The sequence below is a fragment of the Geodermatophilus sp. SYSU D00079 genome, from assembly GCF_054050635.1.
The window spans coordinates 62,424-80,272 of sequence record NZ_JBJGZS010000013.1 but is presented as its reverse complement, the minus strand read 5'-3'; the positions used below and the strand labels follow the sequence as shown (position 1 = coordinate 80,272).

19 protein-coding genes are annotated in these 17,849 nt (G+C 75.1%); 10 read left to right on the top strand and 9 right to left on the bottom strand.

Annotated elements, in window-relative coordinates; translation table 11 throughout:
* Positions 1-2: 2 nt before the first annotated feature.
* The 5 genes from ACI79E_RS12775 to ACI79E_RS12755 all read right to left on the bottom strand — a co-directional run bounded on the left by ACI79E_RS12775 (position 3) and on the right by ACI79E_RS12755 (position 3,912).
* The gene (locus tag ACI79E_RS12775; RefSeq protein WP_456932922.1) at positions 3-425 is read right to left on the bottom strand and encodes a hypothetical protein; all 423 of its coding nucleotides are present in this window, start codon (positions 423-425) and stop codon (positions 3-5) included.
* A gap of 198 nt (positions 426-623) precedes the next feature.
* Complete coding sequence (locus ACI79E_RS12770; RefSeq protein WP_456932921.1) at positions 624-1,526, bottom strand: amino acid ABC transporter permease; 903 nt, start codon at positions 1,524-1,526, stop codon at positions 624-626.
* Complete coding sequence (locus tag ACI79E_RS12765) at positions 1,523-2,173, bottom strand: amino acid ABC transporter permease (RefSeq protein WP_456932920.1); 651 nt, start codon at positions 2,171-2,173, stop codon at positions 1,523-1,525. The genes ACI79E_RS12770 and ACI79E_RS12765 overlap by 4 nt, the downstream gene beginning before the upstream one ends.
* A 70-nt stretch (positions 2,174-2,243) precedes the next feature.
* Complete coding sequence (locus ACI79E_RS12760) at positions 2,244-3,134, bottom strand: glutamate ABC transporter substrate-binding protein (RefSeq protein WP_456932919.1); 891 nt, start codon at positions 3,132-3,134, stop codon at positions 2,244-2,246.
* A 22-nt stretch (positions 3,135-3,156) separates the two neighbouring features.
* Complete coding sequence (locus ACI79E_RS12755) at positions 3,157-3,912, bottom strand: amino acid ABC transporter ATP-binding protein (RefSeq protein ID WP_456932918.1); 756 nt, start codon at positions 3,910-3,912, stop codon at positions 3,157-3,159.
* A 123-nt stretch (positions 3,913-4,035) separates the two neighbouring features.
* Here ACI79E_RS12755 and miaB point away from each other — a divergent pair, with 123 nt between their 5' ends.
* Positions 4,036-5,502, top strand: a complete 1,467-nt coding sequence (gene miaB / locus ACI79E_RS12750; protein ID WP_456932917.1) for a tRNA (N6-isopentenyl adenosine(37)-C2)-methylthiotransferase MiaB — start codon at positions 4,036-4,038, stop codon at positions 5,500-5,502.
* Positions 5,503-5,548: 46 nt separating this feature from the next.
* Here the strand turns inward: miaB and ACI79E_RS12745 are convergent, their stop codons facing one another.
* Positions 5,549-6,253, bottom strand: coding sequence for an alpha/beta fold hydrolase (locus tag ACI79E_RS12745; RefSeq protein WP_456932916.1), 705 nt, complete (start codon positions 6,251-6,253; stop codon positions 5,549-5,551).
* Positions 6,254-6,269: 16 nt separating this feature from the next.
* Positions 6,270-7,805, bottom strand: coding sequence for a DUF349 domain-containing protein (locus ACI79E_RS12740; protein WP_456932915.1), 1,536 nt, complete (start codon positions 7,803-7,805; stop codon positions 6,270-6,272).
* 40 nt (positions 7,806-7,845) lie between these two features.
* Here ACI79E_RS12740 and ACI79E_RS12735 point away from each other — a divergent pair, with 40 nt between their 5' ends.
* The 3 genes from ACI79E_RS12735 to dapF are packed head-to-tail and all read left to right on the top strand — an operon-like array spanning position 7,846 to position 10,351.
* Positions 7,846-8,565 (top strand): hypothetical protein, encoded by a 720-nt coding sequence (locus ACI79E_RS12735; protein ID WP_456932914.1) that lies wholly within the window; start codon positions 7,846-7,848, stop codon positions 8,563-8,565.
* Positions 8,562-9,485: a tRNA (adenosine(37)-N6)-dimethylallyltransferase MiaA gene (gene miaA / locus ACI79E_RS12730; protein ID WP_456932913.1), complete on the top strand. Its 924-nt coding sequence runs from the start codon at positions 8,562-8,564 to the stop codon at positions 9,483-9,485. The genes ACI79E_RS12735 and miaA overlap by 4 nt, the downstream gene beginning before the upstream one ends.
* On the top strand, positions 9,482-10,351 hold the full coding sequence (gene dapF, locus ACI79E_RS12725) for a diaminopimelate epimerase (protein WP_456932912.1): 870 nt from the start codon (positions 9,482-9,484) through the stop codon (positions 10,349-10,351). Before miaA ends, dapF begins: the two co-directional genes overlap by 4 nt.
* Before the next feature lie 43 nt (positions 10,352-10,394).
* Here dapF and ACI79E_RS12720 read toward each other — a convergent pair whose 3' ends face one another.
* A complete protein-coding gene (locus ACI79E_RS12720) occupies positions 10,395-10,625 on the bottom strand; it encodes a hypothetical protein (protein ID WP_456932911.1) in 231 nt (76 codons plus the stop codon).
* A 154-nt stretch (positions 10,626-10,779) separates the two neighbouring features.
* Between ACI79E_RS12720 and hflX the strand changes: the two genes are divergently transcribed.
* The 3 genes from hflX to ACI79E_RS12705 all read left to right on the top strand — a co-directional run bounded on the left by hflX (position 10,780) and on the right by ACI79E_RS12705 (position 14,177).
* The gene (gene hflX, locus ACI79E_RS12715; protein ID WP_456932910.1) at positions 10,780-12,270 is read left to right on the top strand and encodes a GTPase HflX; all 1,491 of its coding nucleotides are present in this window, start codon (positions 10,780-10,782) and stop codon (positions 12,268-12,270) included.
* Between the two features lie 127 nt (positions 12,271-12,397).
* Positions 12,398-13,147 (top strand): phosphatase PAP2 family protein, encoded by a 750-nt coding sequence (locus ACI79E_RS12710; protein ID WP_456932909.1) that lies wholly within the window; start codon positions 12,398-12,400, stop codon positions 13,145-13,147.
* Positions 13,148-13,187: 40 nt separating this feature from the next.
* Complete coding sequence (locus ACI79E_RS12705) at positions 13,188-14,177, top strand: hypothetical protein (protein WP_456932908.1); 990 nt, start codon at positions 13,188-13,190, stop codon at positions 14,175-14,177.
* 168 nt (positions 14,178-14,345) lie between these two features.
* Here ACI79E_RS12705 and lexA read toward each other — a convergent pair whose 3' ends face one another.
* Positions 14,346-15,095 (bottom strand): transcriptional repressor LexA, encoded by a 750-nt coding sequence (gene lexA, locus ACI79E_RS12700; RefSeq protein ID WP_456932907.1) that lies wholly within the window; start codon positions 15,093-15,095, stop codon positions 14,346-14,348.
* 606 nt (positions 15,096-15,701) lie between these two features.
* On the opposite strand from lexA, the gene ACI79E_RS12695 reads away from it, so the two are divergent.
* From ACI79E_RS12695 to nrdR, 3 genes are all read left to right on the top strand, one after another.
* Positions 15,702-15,998, top strand: a complete 297-nt coding sequence (locus ACI79E_RS12695) for a LysM peptidoglycan-binding domain-containing protein (RefSeq protein WP_456932906.1) — start codon at positions 15,702-15,704, stop codon at positions 15,996-15,998.
* Positions 15,999-16,170: 172 nt separating this feature from the next.
* A complete protein-coding gene (locus tag ACI79E_RS12690) occupies positions 16,171-16,800 on the top strand; it encodes a hypothetical protein (protein ID WP_456932905.1) in 630 nt (209 codons plus the stop codon).
* A gap of 413 nt (positions 16,801-17,213) precedes the next feature.
* Positions 17,214-17,771 carry a transcriptional regulator NrdR gene (gene nrdR, locus ACI79E_RS12685; protein ID WP_456932904.1) on the top strand — a complete coding sequence of 186 codons (558 nt, stop codon included), beginning with the start codon at positions 17,214-17,216 and terminating at the stop codon, positions 17,769-17,771.
* Positions 17,772-17,849 lie beyond the last annotated feature (78 nt).

Genomic DNA, 17,849 nt, shown 5'->3' with positions numbered 1-17,849 from the left:
GATCAGGCGGAGGCCCGCGCGGTCGCCGACCAGGCCGAGACGTCGACGGCCACGCCGTCAGGAGCCTCGTCGTCGGGCACCAGCCACGCACCGTCGGCACTGCGGCCGTGGGCCAGGTATGCCTGGATCTGCAGGTCGAAGGCCCGCTCCGACGACGCAGCGGTACGGCTGACCGGCCCGAGGAACGTCAGGTCGGCCTCCTCGCCGCCGAGCAGCCGCAGGACCACCCGGCACCGGGACCGCCGGTGCCGGGCCGGCGGGACGACCTCCCGCACCACGGCGGTCTCCGCCCCCGCGGCGGCGGCGAAGTCCGGGGCGGCGGCGCGCATCCGGGTCACGAACTCCTGAGCGGGGTCGCGGACCGCGTCGGGCTGACGCACCAGGGGCGGCAGCGGCGGCACGGCGGGGCGCAGGGCGGTGTCCACGCCCGTGATCTCGGCAGTCGCGAGCGCCGGCGTGACCGTCGAGGCCCAGCCGTCCCACGAGGCGCCGAGATCACAGACCACCCCCGAGGGCAGCGACGCCGCGGGTCGCCCGAGGACGACGCCCCGGGGGGAGGACGACGCCCCCGGTCACACGACGCCCCGGGGAGCGCGGCGCCCCCGCGGAGCACGGCGCCCAGGTCACACGGGAACGGCGCCTCCGCCCCCGCCCATCTGGACGTCCGCGGGCAGCTCGGTCTTGCCGGTGGCCGCGGTCTTCGCGTTGCGCCGGGTGCGCGCCTCGACCATGCGCGCGATCTGGGACAGCAGCACGTTGACCACGATGTAGATCACCGCGGCGCCGACGTAGAGCTGGAACGTGTAGGTGTTGCCGAACTGGAAGTTGAAGAACTCCACCAGGCTGCGCGCCTGCCGCAGCAGCTCGATGTACCCCACGATGAAGCCCAGCGAGGAGTCCTTGAGCAGCACCACGAGCTGCGCGACGAGGACCGGCAGCATCCGCCGCACCGCCTGCGGGAGCAGCACGAGCGTCATCACCTGCGTCTTGCGCATGCCGAGGGCGAAGGCCGCTTCCCGCTGACCGCGGTCAACGGACAGGATCCCGGCGCGGAAGATCTCGGCCAGGACGGCCATGTTGTAGAGGGTCAGCCCCAGCGCCAGCGCGCGGAACGCCGTCATCGGGATGCCGACGGTCGGCAGGAACAGCAGGCAGAACAGGATCAGCACCAGCAGCGGCACGGCGCGGAAGAACTCGATGACGACGGCGACCGGCCCGCGCACCCACGCGTGGTCGGACAACCGCCCCACGGCGAGCAGCGCGCCCAGCACGGTGGCGGCCACCATGCCGACCGCGGCGACGGCGAGGGTGTTGAGCAGGGCCTCGCCCAGCGCCTGGGGCACCCCGGCGGCCGGGTCGAACAGGATCGCCCACCGCTGGGCCTCCAGCTGACCGTTGATGCCCAGCCGCCACAGCGCCAGGGCGATCAACCCGAGGACCACCAGGACGCCGACCACGGTGCCGATGCGCTGCCGGCGGCGGGCGCGCGGCCCCGGCAGGTCGAACAGGACGCTGCTGCTGCTCATCGGACGATCGCCACCCGGTGCTCGACGACCCGGATCAGCCACGCCGAGGGCAGCGTGATCACCAGGTAGCCGATGACGACGGCGGCGAAGACCGCCAGGAGCTGGTCGGCGTTGGCGTTGGCCAGCCGCTGCAGGGCCGCGGTCAGGTCGGTGACGGCGAAGCCGGCGGCGATCGAGGTGTTCTTGGCCAGCGCGATCCAGACGTTGCCCAGCGGCGGGACGACGGTGCGGAAGGCCTGGGGCAGCACGATCGTGCGTAGCGTCTGCCCGAAGTCCAGACCGAGGGCGCGCGCCGCCTCGGCCTGCCCGGGCGGGACGGCGTTGATGCCCGACCGCAGCGCCTCGCACACGAACGACGCGGTGTACAGCGACAGCGCCGCCACCGCGGTGATGAACCGGCTGGGGAACTGCAGGTCGACGTAGACCAGGCCGAAGAAGAGGAAGAAGAACACCACCGTCAGCGGGGTGTTGCGGAAGACCTCGACGTAGAAGGTGGCCAGCCCGCGCAGCGGGGCCACCGGGCTCACCCGCATGCCGACGAGCACGGTGCCGAGGACGAGCGCGCACACGCCGCTGGTGACCGCGAGCGACAGCGTGGTCAGGAACGCCCGCCACAGCAGGTCGATGTTGTCGCTGATGAACTGCACCGCGCCCTCTCGACGTCAGTGACGGGACGACGCCGCCGGGTGGTCGCCCACCCGGCGGCGTCGCGGGGACTCAGTAGCGGTCGACCGTCGGCGGCTCGGGGGCCTCCTCGCCGGTGATCGCACCGGCGGTGCGGTCCCAGGCGTCGGCCCAGCGGCCGTCCTCGAAGGACTCCTCGAGGACGTCGTTGATGAAGGTGCGGAACTCGGTGTCACCGAGCGCCAGGCCGATGCCGTAGGGCTCCTCGGTGAACGGGTTGCCCACCAGCTCGAAGCCCTCGGGGTTGCCGGCGACCAGGCCGGTGAGGATGACGTTGTCGGTCGTCACGGCCTGGACGTTGCCGTTGGCCAGGTCGTCGGCGCACTTGGAGTACACGTCGTAGGTCACCAGGTTGGCCTGGGGGTAGTTGTCCCGGATGTTCTGGGCCGGGGTCGAGCCCTCGACCGAGCAGACCGTCTTGCCGGCGAGGTCCTCGGGGCCCTGGATGGACTCGGGGTTGCCGGCGGCGACCATGATGTCCTGCCCGGCCACGTAGTACGGCCCGGCGAAGTCGACGACCTGCTTGCGGGTGTCGTTGATCGTGTACGTGGCGACGACCATGTCGACCTGACCGTTCTGGATGAACGGCTCCCGGTTGGCCGACACCGTCTCGGTCCACTCGATGTCCTCGGCCGCGATCCCGAGCTCGGCGGCGACGATCTTGGCGATCTCGACGTCGAAGCCCTCGGGCACGCCGTCGGGGTTGAGCAGGCCGAACCCGGGCTGGTCGTACTTGGTGCCGATGGTGATCGAGCCGGCCTCGTTCAGCTCGGCCATCGTGGTGCCGGCCTCGAACGAGACGTCCTCGGCGACCTCGGTGCCGCTGTCGGCGGCGTCCTCGGCCTGCGTCCCGGCCTCGCTGCTGCAGCCGGTGAGCACGACGCCGGCGGCCGCGACGGCGGCGGCGTATCGGGTGATCCGCATGTGTGTGTCCTTTCCTGCGGGCTCAGTGGTTGAGGATCTTCGAGAGGAAGTCCTTGGCCCGGTCCGACTGGGGGCGGGTGAAGAACGTCTCGGGGTCTGCGGACTCGACGACGCGGCCGCCGTCCATGAAGACCACGCGGTTGGCGGCCCGCCGGGCGAAGCCCATCTCGTGGGTGACGACGATCATCGTCATGCCGTCGCGGGCCAGCGACGTCATGACGTCGAGGACCTCGTTGATCATCTCGGGGTCCAGGGCCGAGGTCGGCTCGTCGAAGAGCATGACCTTGGGGTCCATCGCCAGCGCGCGGGCGATCGCGACGCGCTGCTGCTGGCCGCCGGACAGCTGTGCGGGGTACTTGTCGGCCTGCGCGCCCACGCCCACCCGGTCCAGCAGCTCGCGGGCCCGCTGCTGCGCCTCGGTCCGGGACTTCCCGCGCACCTTGACCGGCCCCAGCGTGACGTTCTCCAGGATCGTCTTGTGCGCGAAGAGGTTGAAGCTCTGGAAGACCATGCCGACGTCGCTGCGCAGCCGGGCCAGGGCCTTCCCCTCCTCGGGCAGCCGCTGCCCGTCGATGGTGATCTCGCCCTGCTGGATCGTCTCCAGCCGGTTGATCGTCCGGCACAGGGTCGACTTGCCCGACCCCGAGGGGCCGATGACGACGACCACCTCGCCGCGGTCGATCGACAGGTCGATGTCCTGCAGGACGTGCAGCTCGCCGAACCACTTGTTGACGCCGGAGAGGCGGACGAGAGGTTCTCCCTTCGCAGCGCTGGTCACCCGAGCGACCCTAGGGCCGGGAGGCGGCAGCGGCCGAACGGGGCGATCACGAAGCAGTAACGAACGCGCGGGGCCTGTGAGCGGCGGAACACCCGTCCGGGTCGCCGTACCCTCGCAGGCGACATGGGTACCGAGCTCCAGAGCGCCGGTCGGACCTACCGGGTCCGCACGTACGGCTGCCAGATGAACGTGCACGACTCCGAGCGCCTGTCCGGGCTGCTGGAGGCCGCCGGCTACGCCGCTGCCCCCGACGGGGAGGACGCCGACGTCGTCGTCCTCAACACCTGCGCGGTGCGGGAGAACGCCGACAACCGGCTCTACGGGAACCTCGGTCACCTGCGGCCGGTGAAGGACGCCCACCCCGGCATGCAGATCGCCGTCGGTGGCTGCCTCGCGCAGAAGGACCGCGGCGAGATCGTGCGCCGCGCCCCGTGGGTGGACGTCGTCTTCGGTACGCACAACGTCGGCTCCCTGCCGGCGCTGCTGGAGCGGGCCCGGCACAACGCCGAGGCGCAGGTGGAGATCAAGGAGGCCCTCGAGGTCTTCCCCTCGACGCTGCCGGCCAAGCGGGACTCCGCCTACTCCGGCTGGGTCTCCATCAGCGTCGGGTGCAACAACACCTGCACGTTCTGCATCGTCCCCGCGCTGCGCGGCAGGGAGAAGGACCGCCGTCCCGGCGAGGTCCTGGCCGAGGTGCAGGCGCTGGTGGACCAGGGCGTGCTCGAGGTGACCCTGCTCGGCCAGAACGTCAACAGCTACGGCGCGGAGTTCGGGGACCGCGGCGCCTTCGCCGACCTGCTGCGCGCCACCGGCCGGATCGAGGGCCTGGAGCGGGTCCGGTTCACCAGCCCGCACCCGGCGATGTTCACCGACGACGTCATCGCCGCGATGGCCGAGACGCCCGCGGTCTGCCACGCCCTGCACATGCCGCTGCAGTCGGGGTCCGACGACGTCCTGCGGCGGATGCGCCGGGCCTACCGGCGGGACAGGTTCCTCGGCATCCTCGACCGTGTGCGCGCGGCGATGCCCGACGCCGCGATCACCACCGACATCATCGTGGGCTTCCCCGGCGAGACCGACGAGGACTTCGAGCAGACCCTCGACCTGGTCCGCCAGGCCCGCTTCTCCAGCGCCTTCACCTTCCAGTACTCCAAGCGCCCGGGGACGCCGGCCGCCGAGATGGACGGTCAGCTGCCCAAGGACGTCGTGCAGGAGCGGTACCTGCGGCTGACCGCGCTGCAGGACGAGATCAGCTGGGCCGAGAACGGGGCGCTGGTCGGCACCCGTGTGGAGCTGCTCGTCGCCGCGGGGGAGGGCAGCAAGGACGCCGCGCGGGGCCGGATGAGCGGTCGGGCCCGGGACGGGCGGCTGGTGCACTTCCGGGCGGGCGGGGAGGACGCAGCAGCCGGTGTCCGGCCCGGCGACGTCGTCGAGACCGTCGTCACGCAGGCCGCCCCGCACCACCTGGTGGCCGACGGCGCGCTGCTGTCGCACCGGCGCACCCGGGCCGGCGACGCCTCCGAGGCCGGCACCCGCCCCAACACGCCCGGCGTCCTGCTGGGCATGCCGCGGGTCGGCGCCCCGGCCTAGCGCTCGGCGCCGGCCAGGGCTGCCGCGGGCGCGGGCGGGCGGGCCCTCAGGGCGCGAGGTCGAGCAGGAGGTCGGTCAGCTCGCGCGGGCGGTTCTGCGGGACCAGGTGCGTGGTGGCGATCTCGCGGTGGACCCACGCCTCGGAGGCCCGCGCCCGTGCGGCCGCCGCCGCGAAGGCCGGGTTGGGTGGGATGCCGGGTTCGTCGACGGTGGCGCGCACGTAGGTGCGTCCGAACGGCCACTCCTCCAGCGGGCGGGACAGCCGCACGGGCTCGGTGAAGCAGCCGACGGGGTGCAGCGTGCGGCGCGGGGTGCTGAACGCCTCCTCGGCGGGGTCCTCGTACACGCGCACGGGACCCTCGACCAGCCACGGCGCCCCGAGGGTGCGGGGCGGCACCGGCACCCCGAGCAGCCCGTACAGCGAGTCGCCGTCGGCCGGCACGAAGGCGTCGAGGTAGACCAGCGACCGGACCCGGTCGCCGATCGCGTCGAGCGCACCGGTGACGACCATGCCGCCGTAGGAGAAGCCGAGCAGCACGACGTCGTCGAGGTCCTCGTAGAGCACCTGGTGGACCACGTCGGTGACGTGGGTCGTGAGGTCCACCTGCGGGCTGGCGAGGTGCGACCGTTCGCCGATCCCGGTCAGGGCCGGGGTGAACACCTCGTGGCCGGCCGCGCCCAGCAGCCGCCGGACGTGGCGGAAGCCGTGCGCCCCACCCCAGGCGCCGTGCACGAGCACGAACGTCGTCACGGCGCCGTCCCGGTGCTCAGCGGCGCGACGCCGTCTTCTCCGCCTCCGCCAGCCACTCGCGGCGGGTGGCGAGGTTGGCCCGGGCCTCCTCGATCCGCCGCGCGTCGCCGGCGGCCTCGGCCTTGGCCAGCTGCTCCTCGGCCTTGGTGACCGCCTGCCGCATCGAGGTGACCATCGGGTTCTCCGGTGCGACGCGGGCCCGCGTGGAGTCGACCGCGCCCCGGACCCGCTGCTCGACGGCCTGCATCCGGTCCTCCAGCTGCCGCATCACGCCGCGCGGCACGTGACCGATGGCGTCGTAGCGCTCCTGCAGCTTGCGCAGCGCGTTCTGGGCGCCGCGCAGGTCGGTGGACGGGTCGAGCTTCTCGGCCTCGGCGAGGATCTCCTCCTTGGCCTGCTGGTTGGCCACCTGCTCGGCGTTGCGCGCCTTGTCCTGCTCCGAGCGGGCGGTGAAGAAGACGTCCTGGGCGGCGCGGAACTGCTTCCAGAGGTCGTCGTCGCCGTCCCGGCCGGTGCGGGGGACGGCCTTCCAGCGGTCCATCAGCGAGCGCATCGCCGCGCTCGTGGCGCCCCAGTCGGTCGAGGACGACAGCCGCTGCGCCTCGGCGATCAGCTCCTGCTTGGCCGCCCGGGCCTCGCTGCGCTGGGCGTCGAGTGCGGCGAAGTGCGCGCCCCGGCGGCGGCCGAAGGCGTCCCGCGCCGCGGCGAAGCGCGACCACAGCGCCTCGTCGGTCTTGCGGTCGATGCCGCGGATGGTCTTCCACTCCTCGACGATGGCCTTGAGCCGGTCGCCGGCGGCCTTCCAGGAGGTCGACTCCGCGGCGATCTGCTCGGCCTCGGCCGCCAGCGTCTCCTTGCGGGCGATCTGCGCCGCGCGGGCCGCGGCCTTCTCCGCCCGGGACTCGGCGGCCGCGGAGTCGGCGGTCTCGACCATCGCGCGGGCGCGGGCGGCCAGCCCCTCGAGGTCGCCGACGGCGGTGGCGGTCGGGATGGAGTCGGCGAGGGCCTGCGCCTTGGCCTTGATCTCGCTCGGGTTGCCGGTGTGCGCCCTGAGCCGCGCCTCGAGCAGCGACACCTCGGTGGCGAGGTCGTCGTAGCGCCGGGCGTAGTGGGCCAGGCCCTCCGCCGGTTCCCCGGCCTGCCACGAGCCCACGGCCCGCTCGCCGTCGGCGGTGCGGACGTACACGGTGCCGTCCTCGTCGACCCGACCCCACTCGGCGGGGTCCGACGCCGGGGCGGCGGGCTGCTCGGCCACGGCGGGTGCGGGGGCCTCGGCCGGCGCGGGGGCCTCGGCCGGTGCGGGGGCCTCGGCCGCGGCGGGCGCCGGGAGGTCGGGCACCGGCGCGACCACCTCGGGGGTGGTGGCCTCCGGGGGCACGACGTCCGGCTGGTCGGTGGACCCGGTGGCCCCCGCCGTCGGATCGGCCAGCGCGGCGTCACCGGGGGAGGGCGCGGCCGCCGTCCCCGCCTCGGGGGTGACCGCCTCGGACCCGGCCGTCTCCGGCGTGGGGACCTGCTGGGAGGTGCTTGCGGCGTTCTCCGTGCTCGACACGCACCGCAGTGTCCCACGCCGCATCCGGGACACTGCTGCGGTGAGCACCTCCGCGGCCGAGCCGCGCACTCCGGGGCCCCGCGGAGCGGTCTCGGTGGCCTTCTGCCCGTGCCCGCCGCTGCTGCTCCCCGCGGTCGCGGGCCGCGCCGCCGCGGACACCGCCGGCCTGCGCGCCGCCTGTGCCGAGGCCCTCGACGCGGCGCTGGCGGCCCGCCCCGAGGCGGTCGTGGTGGTCGGCGACGGGGCCGCGGGCCGCTTCGGTCCCGGCGACGGCGGGGACCTGCGCGGGTTCGGCGTCGACCTGGAGGTGCCGTTCGCCGGACCGGTGCAGCCGGACGGACGGCGCACGCCCCTGCCGCACACCGTGGGCGCCTGGCTGCTGGAGGAGGTGGGGTACGCCGGCCTCCGGCTGGGCGTGGCCCCCGCCGACCTCGCCGACGCCCTCGCCGGCCTGGCGGGACCGGTCGCCGTGCTCGCGATGGGCGACGGCTCCGCGCGGCGCACGGTGAAGGCGCCGGGCTACCTGGACGAGGCCGCCGGCCCCTTCGACGAGGCGGTGGCGGCCGCGCTGGCCGCCGGGGACGCCGCCGCGCTGGCCGCGCTGGACGCCGCCGAGGGGGAACGGCTGCTCGCCGCGGGCGTACCGACGTGGCGGGCGGTCGGGGCCGTGCTGGCCGGCCGGACGGTCCGCGCGCGGCTGCACGCCCACGAGGCGCCGTTCGGGGTCGGCTACCTCGTGGCCGACTGGCTCGCGCCGTGACGGCCGCGCCCCCGGTGGTGGCCCTGGTGGGGCCCACCGCGACCGGGAAGACGGCGCTGGGCGTCGCGCTGGCCAAGCGGCTGGGCGGCGAGGTGGTCAACGCCGACTCCATGCAGCTCTACCGCGGCATGGACATCGGCACCGCCAAGCCCGACGCCGCCGAGCGGGACGGCGTGCCGCACCACCTGCTGGACCTGTGGCACGTCCGGGAGGCGGCCTCGGTCGCCGAGTACCGCCGGCTGGCCCGCGCCGAGATCGACCGGCTCCGGGCCGCCGGCACGGTGCCGCTGCTCGTCGGCGGGTCGGGGCTCTACGTGCGCGCCGTCCTCGACGACCTGGACTTCCCCGGCACCGACCCCGCGGTGCGGGCCCGGCTGGAGGCCGAGCTGGCCGACGTCGGGCCGGCCGCGCTGCACGCCCGGCTCGCCGCCGTCGACCCCGCCGCGGCCGCGGCGGTCCTGCCCAGCAACGGACGGCGGATCGTGCGCGCCCTGGAGGTCGTGGAGATCACCGGGGGCCCGTTCCGCGCCACGCTGCCCGAGCCGCGCCCGCACTACCCGGCGGTGGTGGTGGGGCTGGACCGCGAGCCGGCCGAGCTCGACGAGCGGATCGCCGCCCGCGTCGACCGCATGTGGGCCGCCGGATTCGTCGCCGAGGTCGAGGCGCTGGCCGCCGACGGCCTGCGGGAGGGGCCGACGGCGTCGCGCGCACTGGGTTACGCCCAGGTGCTGGCCCAGTTCGACGGGCTGGTGACGGCGGCGGAGGCGCGCGAGCGCACGGTGGCCACGACCCGCCGCTTCGTCCGGCGGCAGCGGTCCTGGTTCCGCCGGGACCCGGCCACGACGTGGCTGGACGCCGCCCGGCCGGACCTGGTGGAGGCGGCGGAGGCCGTGATCGGCGCACATACGATCGCCGGGTGAACGCAGACCGGGTGCTCATCGGCCACGGCACGGAGAACGACTTCGTCGTCCTGCCCGACCCCGACGGCACCGTCTGGCCGGAGCACCGGCTGGACGCGGCGATGGTCACCCGGCTCTGCGAGCGCCGCGCCGGGCTCGGTGGCGACGGCGTGCTGCGCGTCGTCCGCAGCGTGCACGTGCCCGACGCCCCCGCCGTGCTGGGCGAGGCCCTGGGCCGGTGCGAGTGGTTCATGGACCACCGCAACGCCGACGGGTCGCACGCGGAGATGTGCGGCAACGGGATCCGGCTGTTCCTGCACGTCCTCGTCACCGAGGGCCTGCTGGACCGCTCGGCCTGCGCCGACGGCGTGTGGGTCGGCACCCGCGGCGGCCCGCGCCGGGTGGGTGCGGCGGCGGACGGCGGCTACTGGGTGGACATGGGCCCGGCCCGGCCGTTCGGTGAGGGGGAGGCGCTGCTGGGCGGGACGGCGTTCCCCGGCCGCGCCGTCTCCATGGGCAACCCGCACCTGGCGTGCCTGACCGACGTCGACGTGGCCACCCTCGACCTCACGACCGCGCCGGCCGTGGACGCCGACCTGTTCCCCGAGGGCGTCAACGTCGAGTTCGTCAACGTGCTGGAGCCAGCCGCCCACGTCCGGCTGCGGGTGTCCGAGCGCGGGGTGGGGGAGACGCGGTCCTGCGGCACGGGCGCCTGCGCCGCGGCGTGGGCGGCGCTGGAGGCCGGCGGCGCGGCGACCGGCACCGTGACCGTCGACGTCCCCGGCGGCCGGCTCACCGTCACCGTCGACGCGACGACGACGGTGCTGACCGGTCCGGCGGTCGTGGTCGCTGCCGGTGAGCTCACCCCGGAGTGGCTCCGGAGCTGACCACCCCGGGGTGGCCCACCGGCAGCCCCGTGGGGGCCCGGCCTCAGCCCCGGGTGTTCCCCGACTCCTCCGGCGCCTCCGGCATCATCGACTCACCGGCGGTGCCGGGGCTGCCCTCGGGCTCGCCGCGGCCGCTGTCCTGGTCCGGCCCGCCGGTGGTGCTGCCCAGGCCGCCGGACAGGGGGTTGCGCGGCGGGTTGAGGCCCTTGGGGTCGCGGCCGGGGTCGTCGATCTCCTCGTTCGCGCCCAGGCTGCTGCTGCCGCTCTCGGTCATCTGTGGCCTCCTCGCGTGGTCGTCGTCCGCCCCTACCCGGACCGGCCCCGGCCACGCGTCACCTGCACCGGGATGGTCCCGGGGCGCCGCGGTGTTGTACCCGGCGATGACAACTCAGGTGCCCAGTCTGCTGGGCCGTGCCACGCTGGAGACGATGACGACAGCACAGAACCGCGCCGTCTCGGACGACGCCGGGGAGCGGGCCCTGCGGCCCACCCCCGTCGACGAGTCGACCCGTCCCGCACCCGCCGGCCAGTGGGACGAGCCGGACGACACGACCGGCTCCTACGAGCTCGAGGCGCGCGGTGCGCTGCGCCGGGTCGCCGGCCTGTCCACCGAGCTCGCCGACGTCACCGAGGTCGAGTACCGCCAGCTGCGCCTCGAGCGCGTCGTGCTGGTCGGGGTCTGGACCGAGGGGACGCAAGCCGACGCCGACCGCTCCCTCGCCGAGCTCGCCGCCCTGGCCGAGACCGCCGGGTCGCAGGTCCTGGAGGCGGTCAGCCAGCGCCGGGACAAGCCCGACGCCGGCACCTACGTGGGGTCGGGCAAGGCGGCGGAGATCCGCGACATCGTGGCCGCCACCGGCGCCGACACGGTGATCTGCGACGGCGAGCTGACGCCCGGCCAGCTCAACCAGCTGGAGAAGATCCTCAAGGTCAAGGTGGTCGACCGGACCGCGCTGATCCTCGACATCTTCGCCCAGCACGCGTCGAGCCGGGAGGGCAAGGCGCAGGTCGAGCTCGCCCAGATGCAGTACATGCTGCCGCGGTTGCGTGGGTGGGGTGAGTCGCTGTCCCGCCAGGCCGGTGGCCGCGTCGCCGGCGGTGGCGGCATCGGGACCCGCGGTCCCGGTGAGACCAAGATCGAGACCGACCGGCGGCGGATCCGCGCGCGGGTGAGCAAGCTGCGCCGGGAGATCGCCGGCATGGCGACCGCGCGGGCCACGCAGCGGTCCAGCCGTGGGCGCAACGCCGTCCCGAGCGTGGCGATCGCCGGCTACACCAACGCCGGCAAGTCCAGCCTGCTCAACCGGCTGACCGGCGCCGGCGTGCTCGTGGAGAACGCGCTGTTCGCGACACTCGACCCGACCGTCCGCCGGGCGCAGTCGCCCGACGGCCGGGAGTACACGCTGACCGACACGGTGGGCTTCGTGCGCCACCTGCCGCACCAGCTGGTCGACGCGTTCCGGTCGACCCTGGAGGAGGTGGCCGCCGCCGACCTGCTGCTGCACGTCGTCGACGGCTCCGACCCCGACCCGCTGGGTCAGATCGACGCCGTCCACGTGGTCCTCGGGGAGATCGACGCCGCCGCGGTGCCCGAGCTCATCGTGGTCAACAAGGTCGACGCCATGACCGAGGACGACGTCCTGACCCTGCGGCGGGCGCTGCCGGGCGCGGTGTGGGTCTCGGCGCGCACCGGCGAGGGGATCGAGCAGCTCCGGGAGATCGTCGCCGCCCGGTTGCCGCACCCCGACGTCGAGGTCGACGTGCTCGTCCCGTACGACCGCGGCGACCTGGTCGCGCGGGTGCACCGGGACGGCGAGGTCCTCAGCGAGCAGCACGAGGACGGGGGCACCCGCCTGACCGCGCGGGTGGACGGCGCCCTCTCCGCCGCCCTCGAGGAGTTCAGCGCGCCGGTCGCCTGACCGTCGCCCACCCCGTGGCACCGGCCGCCCGGCCGGTGCCACGGGCGTGTCCGGGGCCCCTCGGCCGGCGCGCCTCGCCCGGTCGGGCGAGGTCACGAACACGTCACGGGCCGGTACCGTGAGGCGCGTGACCAGCGGCGCGGTACAGCGGCGGCCCGGGGCCGAGCTGTCCGGGGACGGCGCCCGGCCCGCGCCGCACCCGCGCGTCGTCGCGCCCGGGCGCCCACCGTGGTGGCTGCTCACCACCGCCCTGCTCGTGACCGTGGGCGTGACCGTGGACCTGCTCAGCCGCGGCACGCTGGAGCGGATGGACCTGCGGGTCTCCGAGGTGGTCAGCGCCTGGGACCTCAAGGACTCCGCCGCCTACTGGCCGGTGTGGGCGGTGACCCAGCTCGGTGGGCGCGGCTTCATCCTCATCGTCCTCGCCGTCCTCGTCGGCCACCTCGTCTGGCGCCGGCGCACCGTCGTCCCGCTGTTGCGCGTGCTGGTCGCACTCGCCCTGCTGACCGTCGTGGTCTACGGGTTCAAGTACGGCACCGGCCGCACCGCGCCGGCCTACCCCGGGTCGTTCTTCTACCGGGACGGCGCGTCCTACCCCTCCGGGCACGTGGCCAACGCCGTCCTCATGTGGGGCGTGGCCCGCTGGCAGGCCGTCGAGTTCCGGCTCGCCCCCGCCGTCCAGCGCACGTTCCGGCTGCTCAGCGTCGCGGGCCCCGTGGCGACCGGGGTGGCCATGGTGTCGCTGGACTTCCACTGGGTCACCGACGCCGTCGTGGGTGCGTCGGTCGGCATCCTGCTGTTGGGCGTGGTTCACGGGCTGGACGCAGTCGTGCTGTCACGCTGGGTGGGTGCCCGAGCTGGCCGGCCGTCCGCGTAGCGGTGCCGTAGGGCGACGTCCGGCGGGGGCCGCCCTCGCGGTGGCGCTCGTCCTCGGTACCGCCCTGCCGGCGTCCGCCGAGGACGCGGCGCAGTCCGGCCCGTCGACGCAGTGCCAGATCACCGACCCCCGCCTGCCCGAGTTGTCCGGGCTGGTCGTGGTCGGTGACCGGATGCTGGCGATCAACGACGGCGGCCAGCAGATCGACGTGTTCGTCCTGGACGCCACCTGCCGGGTGCTCACGGTGCGCAGCGCGCCGGTGGACCCCTACGACCCCGAGGACCTCGCCGTCGGCGCGGACGGCACGGTGTGGCTGGCCGACACCGGGGACAACGAGGGCACCCGCGACACGGTGGCGCTGCTCGCGCTGCGGCCCGACGGCAGCACGGGGCTCTACCGGCTGGCCCATCCCGACGGCCCGCGGGACGTCGAGGCGCTCCTGCTGGCACCCGACGGCACGCCCCACCTCGTCTCCAAGGAGGTCCTGGGGGCCAGCAAGGTCTACCGACCGGTGACCGCGCTGGTCGAGTCGGGGACGGTGGCGCTCACCGAGGTGGCCGGGGTGGAGTTCACGCTCACCGGCACCACCGGTGGGCCGGTCGGTCGCGCCGGGCAGCTCATGGTCACCGGAGGAGCGGTGTCGGCCGACGGGAGCCGGGTGGCGCTGCGCACCTACACCGACGCCTACGTGTGGCCGCTGTCGGGTTCGGACGTCGCCGGGGCCCTGGAGGGGGAGCCGGTGCGCATGGCGCTGCCCGACGCGCCCCAGGGGGAGGCGATCAGCTTCACCGCCGACGGCAGCGGCGTCGTCGTCGCGGGCGAGGGTGTGCCGACCGACGTCACGGTCGTCCCGATCCCCGAGGGGAGCGCCTCCGCCGGTCCGGCTGCGGCATCGGCGTCGGACGGCGGCTTGCCGGGGCTGCTGACCACGTCGGACGGAGGCATCCCGCTGGTCCCGGCCGCGGTGGTCGCCGCGCTGGTCGCCACGGCCCTCGTGTGGGTGGGCGGGAGACTGCGCCGCCGCACCTGACCCATTCCCGGCGGGTGGGCCGGCGTGCACGGCACCCGTCGATCGGGTCGACCGCGGGCGCCGGTCGGGGCCGCGAGGACGGTGGCCCGGACCCCGGCTGCCCGGGTGGGACGCGGGTGCCGGTCCGCCGGGACCGTCAGGCTCCGGCAGACCGGTCCGAGCCGGGCGTCACACGCGGCGCAGCACCGTGACGACGCGGCCGAGGATGGTGGCGTCGTCGCCGGGGATGGGCTCGTAGGCCGGGTTGTGCGGCAGCAGCCACACGTGCCCGTCGCGGCGCTTGTAGGTCTTCACCGTCGCCTCCCCGTCGAGCATCGCGGCGACGATCTCGCCGTTCTCGGCGGTCGGCTGCTGACGCACGACGACCCAGTCGCCGTCGCAGATGGCGGCCTCGACCATCGAGTCGCCGGCGACCTTGAGCATGAACAGCGTGCCCTCGCCGACCAGTTCGCGGGGGAGGGGGAAGACGTCCTCGACCGCCTGCTCGGCCAGGACGGGACCACCGGCGGCGATCCGCCCGACCAGCGGCACGTACGTCGGGGCCGGGGTCTCGTCGGAGCCGGTCGCGGCCGGCTGCGGGGCCTCTCCGGAGGTGTCGCCGGGGAGGCGGACGTCGAGGGCCCGCGGCCGGTTCGGGTCACGGCGCAGCCAGCCCTTCTTCTGCAGCACCGTCAGCTGGTGGGCGACGGAGGACGCGGAGGAGAGCCCGACCGCCTCACCGATCTCCCGCACCGAGGGCGGGTAGCCGCGGCGTTCGATCGAGTCGCGGATGACCTCCAGCACGCGCCGCTGACGCTGGGTGAGACCGTCGCCGGCCTCGCCCCGGTCGGGGAACGTGCGCACGGCTGCCGTCTCGGTGGTCGCGGGCCGGCCCGCCGCCCTCCGGCGGCTCCCCGACGCACCACTCTTCTCCGCCACCGTCGCCTCCTCGCCGGCTGCCCGCGCAGCGCGTCTCGTCCTTCCGGGCGACCGTAGCGCGCCGGACGCATCGGATCAAACACGTGTTCGAAGTGGCCGGTGGGTGCGGTGGCTTTCGTCGGAGCCATCCGGTAGACATCGCACAGACATCCGGGTCGAACACCTGTTCGATGGTCCGGATCAGTGAGAGGAGCGGTCGTGGCAGGCGTGCAGCAGGCGGTCCTGGAGTTCGACGACGCGGTGCAGGTGCCCTGGCGGCCCCGCCTCCGGGCGGTCCCCGCGCCGGGCGGGCACGGCTCGCCGCGCCCGCCGCACCGCTCCGCGGCCGGTCCCGCCCCGTCGCGAGCCGGGGCGGCTCGATCCGTGGCGGGCGCGGCGCGATCGGCGGGGCCGGTCCGGCCCGCGGCGGGTCCGGCCCGTCCGCCCGTGGTGCCGACTCGACCGGCCGTGGTGCCGACTCGACCGGCCCCGGCCGGTGGGGGGCGCTCCGGCGCGGCGGGCGGCGTCCGTCCGGGCGCGCGGCCGACGCGGCCCGTGCCCGGCCGTGGGGCCTCGTCGGCACCTGGCCGTCCGGCACGGGGTGGCTGTGGCCCGGCGGGCCGGCCGGTGCGCCCCGGGGTGCGGCTGACCCGCAGGGCCCGCCGCCTCTCGGTGGTCCTGGCGCTGGGGGTGGGGCTGGCCCTGGGCTCGTGGGTCGCCCCGCTGCTGGACGGGGGGTCCGGTGACCTCCGGCTGGTGGGCGAGCGCAGTGTCGTCGTGCAGCCGGGGCAGACCGTGTGGTCCATCGCCGGTGACGTGGCCGGGGGGGAGCAGGACGTGCGCGCCGTGGTCGACGCCATCGAGGAGCTGAACGGTCTCGACGGCGCCGTCGTCATCCCCGGCCAGGTGTTGCGGCTGCCCTGAGTGAGCGGCGCCGGGAGCCGGCCCGGGTGCGGTGCTGCCCAGGGTGGCCCGTCCACCTGCGGGGACGCTGCCGTGGGGCCAGGGAGCGACAAGACCCGCGGCCCATGTTCGTCAAGCTTGTGCGCCCGGTCGTTCACGGTCAGTGGTCGTCCGGCGACCTACGGTCTGGGGCGTGTCAGGGATGTCGGTCCGCCGGGAAGCGGTCTTCGCCGAGCAGTCGCCGGGTGTCGAGGTCCACGTGGACGGCGCCTGGCGGCCGGGGGTGATCCTGGGCTGGCGGCACGACTCCGGCGGCGCCTGCGAGGTCCGGGTGCGCGTCACCGTCGCCGGTTCGGTCCGGGAGTCGTGGACCGACCTGGCCGACCTGCGCCTCCCCGAGGCGGTCGCGCCGGCCGCCACCTCGCGCCCGGAGCCCACCGTCGCCGCCGCGTCGCCGACGGTGTCCTGGACGCGCGCCGCCGCCCGCGAGCGGCTGGTCGCCGGCCTCCGGCCCGCCGGTGACGGTGCCGTCGCGACCGGTGCCGAGCCGCCGCGTCGGCGGCGGCGGCACGGCGGCGACGTGACGGCCGAGCAGCCCGCGGTCCGCGCGGACGTGACCGGCCGGCACCGTGCTCCCGCCGTCACCGGCCGGCACCGCGCCGCCGACGAGAGGGGCGACGAGCCGGGGTCCCACCCGGGTGGCGGGACCGCGGCGATGCCGCTGCAGCGCGCCGAGGCCGACTGCCTGACCCGGCCCATGCGGCTGGGTGACCGGATCGCCCGCCCCCGCATCCCGCGGCCGGACGGCTCGATCCGCGCCTGACCCTCGTCGCCCTGTCGCCAGAGACGGGAGCGGTCGACCGGTACCGCGACCGACCGCGCGGCGACCCGCCATACACCCATTCCCTGCCACTGCGTGAGCGTCGCGCGGTGTGTCGCGGCGTGTCCCGGTGACGGCTGGGACAGGAGGACGCTGCTGGTCACGCGCGAGCCGGACCGGAACACGCGGGGCGTGTCCCGGCTTGCACATCTAGTGGGGGTGGTCCTAGGGTTCCCCTACATCTAGTAGTTGCACGGATGTAAGCCCGTCCACAGACCGGTCCTCAGGTTCTCCCCGCGGCGTCCACCGGATGTCCCCAGGAGGGTCCACAGCCGGTCCGGGGAGGCGTGGTGGCCGCCCGTGCCGCGGTTCGTCGGCGGGGCGGGTGAGAGCCGCGCCGGAGAGGGGGAGGAGCGGTGCGCTGCCCCTTCTGTCACAACGCCGACAGCCGGGTCATCGACTCGCGCGAGGCCGACGAGGGCGCGACCACCCGTCGTCGGCGGTCGTGCCCGGCCTGCGGCCGGCGGTTCACGACGGTCGAGGAAGCCGTCCTCGCCGTGGTGAAGCGCAGCGGCGTGAGCGAGCCGTTCAACCGCACGAAGGTCATCGCCGGCGTCCGTCGGGCCTGTCAGGGCCGACCGGTCGACGAGGACCAGCTCCAGAAGCTCGCCCAGCAGGTGGAGGACGCCATCCGGGCCACCGGGGCCGCGGAGGTGCCCAGCAACGAGGTGGGCCTGGCGATCCTGCGACCGCTGCGCGAGCTCGACGAGGTCGCGTACCTGCGGTTCGCCAGCGTCTACCGCGCCTTCACCTCGCTCGAGGACTTCGAGAAGGAGATCACCGAGCTGCGGGCCCGGCACATCGCCGCCGGCACCCTGCCGCTCCCTGGGATGCAGAACGACCCGCCGGTCGTCCGCCGGCGGGGTGCGGGGCGGGCCCAGGCCGCCCCCGACGGCAGCGTCGCCGGCACCTGAGAACTGTCAGCACCACCCGTTAGAACAGAGTGCGGCTCTCTTCCCCAGCCGCCGCGACTGCCCACGAACCAGGGCCCA

Excerpts from the sequence above, each read along its gene's own strand:
- ACI79E_RS12760 (WP_456932919.1), bottom strand. The coding sequence starts at position 3,134 with ATGCGGATCACCCGATACGCCGCCGCCGTCGCGGCCGCCGGCGTCGTG.
- ACI79E_RS12770 (WP_456932921.1), bottom strand. The coding sequence starts at position 1,526 with ATGAGCAGCAGCAGCGTCCTGTTCGACCTGCCGGGGCCGCGCGCCCGC.
- miaB (WP_456932917.1), top strand. The coding sequence starts at position 4,036 with ATGGGTACCGAGCTCCAGAGCGCCGGTCGGACCTACCGGGTCCGCACG.
- hflX (WP_456932910.1), top strand. The coding sequence starts at position 10,780 with ATGACGACAGCACAGAACCGCGCCGTCTCGGACGACGCCGGGGAGCGG.
- ACI79E_RS12720 (WP_456932911.1), bottom strand. The coding sequence starts at position 10,625 with ATGACCGAGAGCGGCAGCAGCAGCCTGGGCGCGAACGAGGAGATCGAC.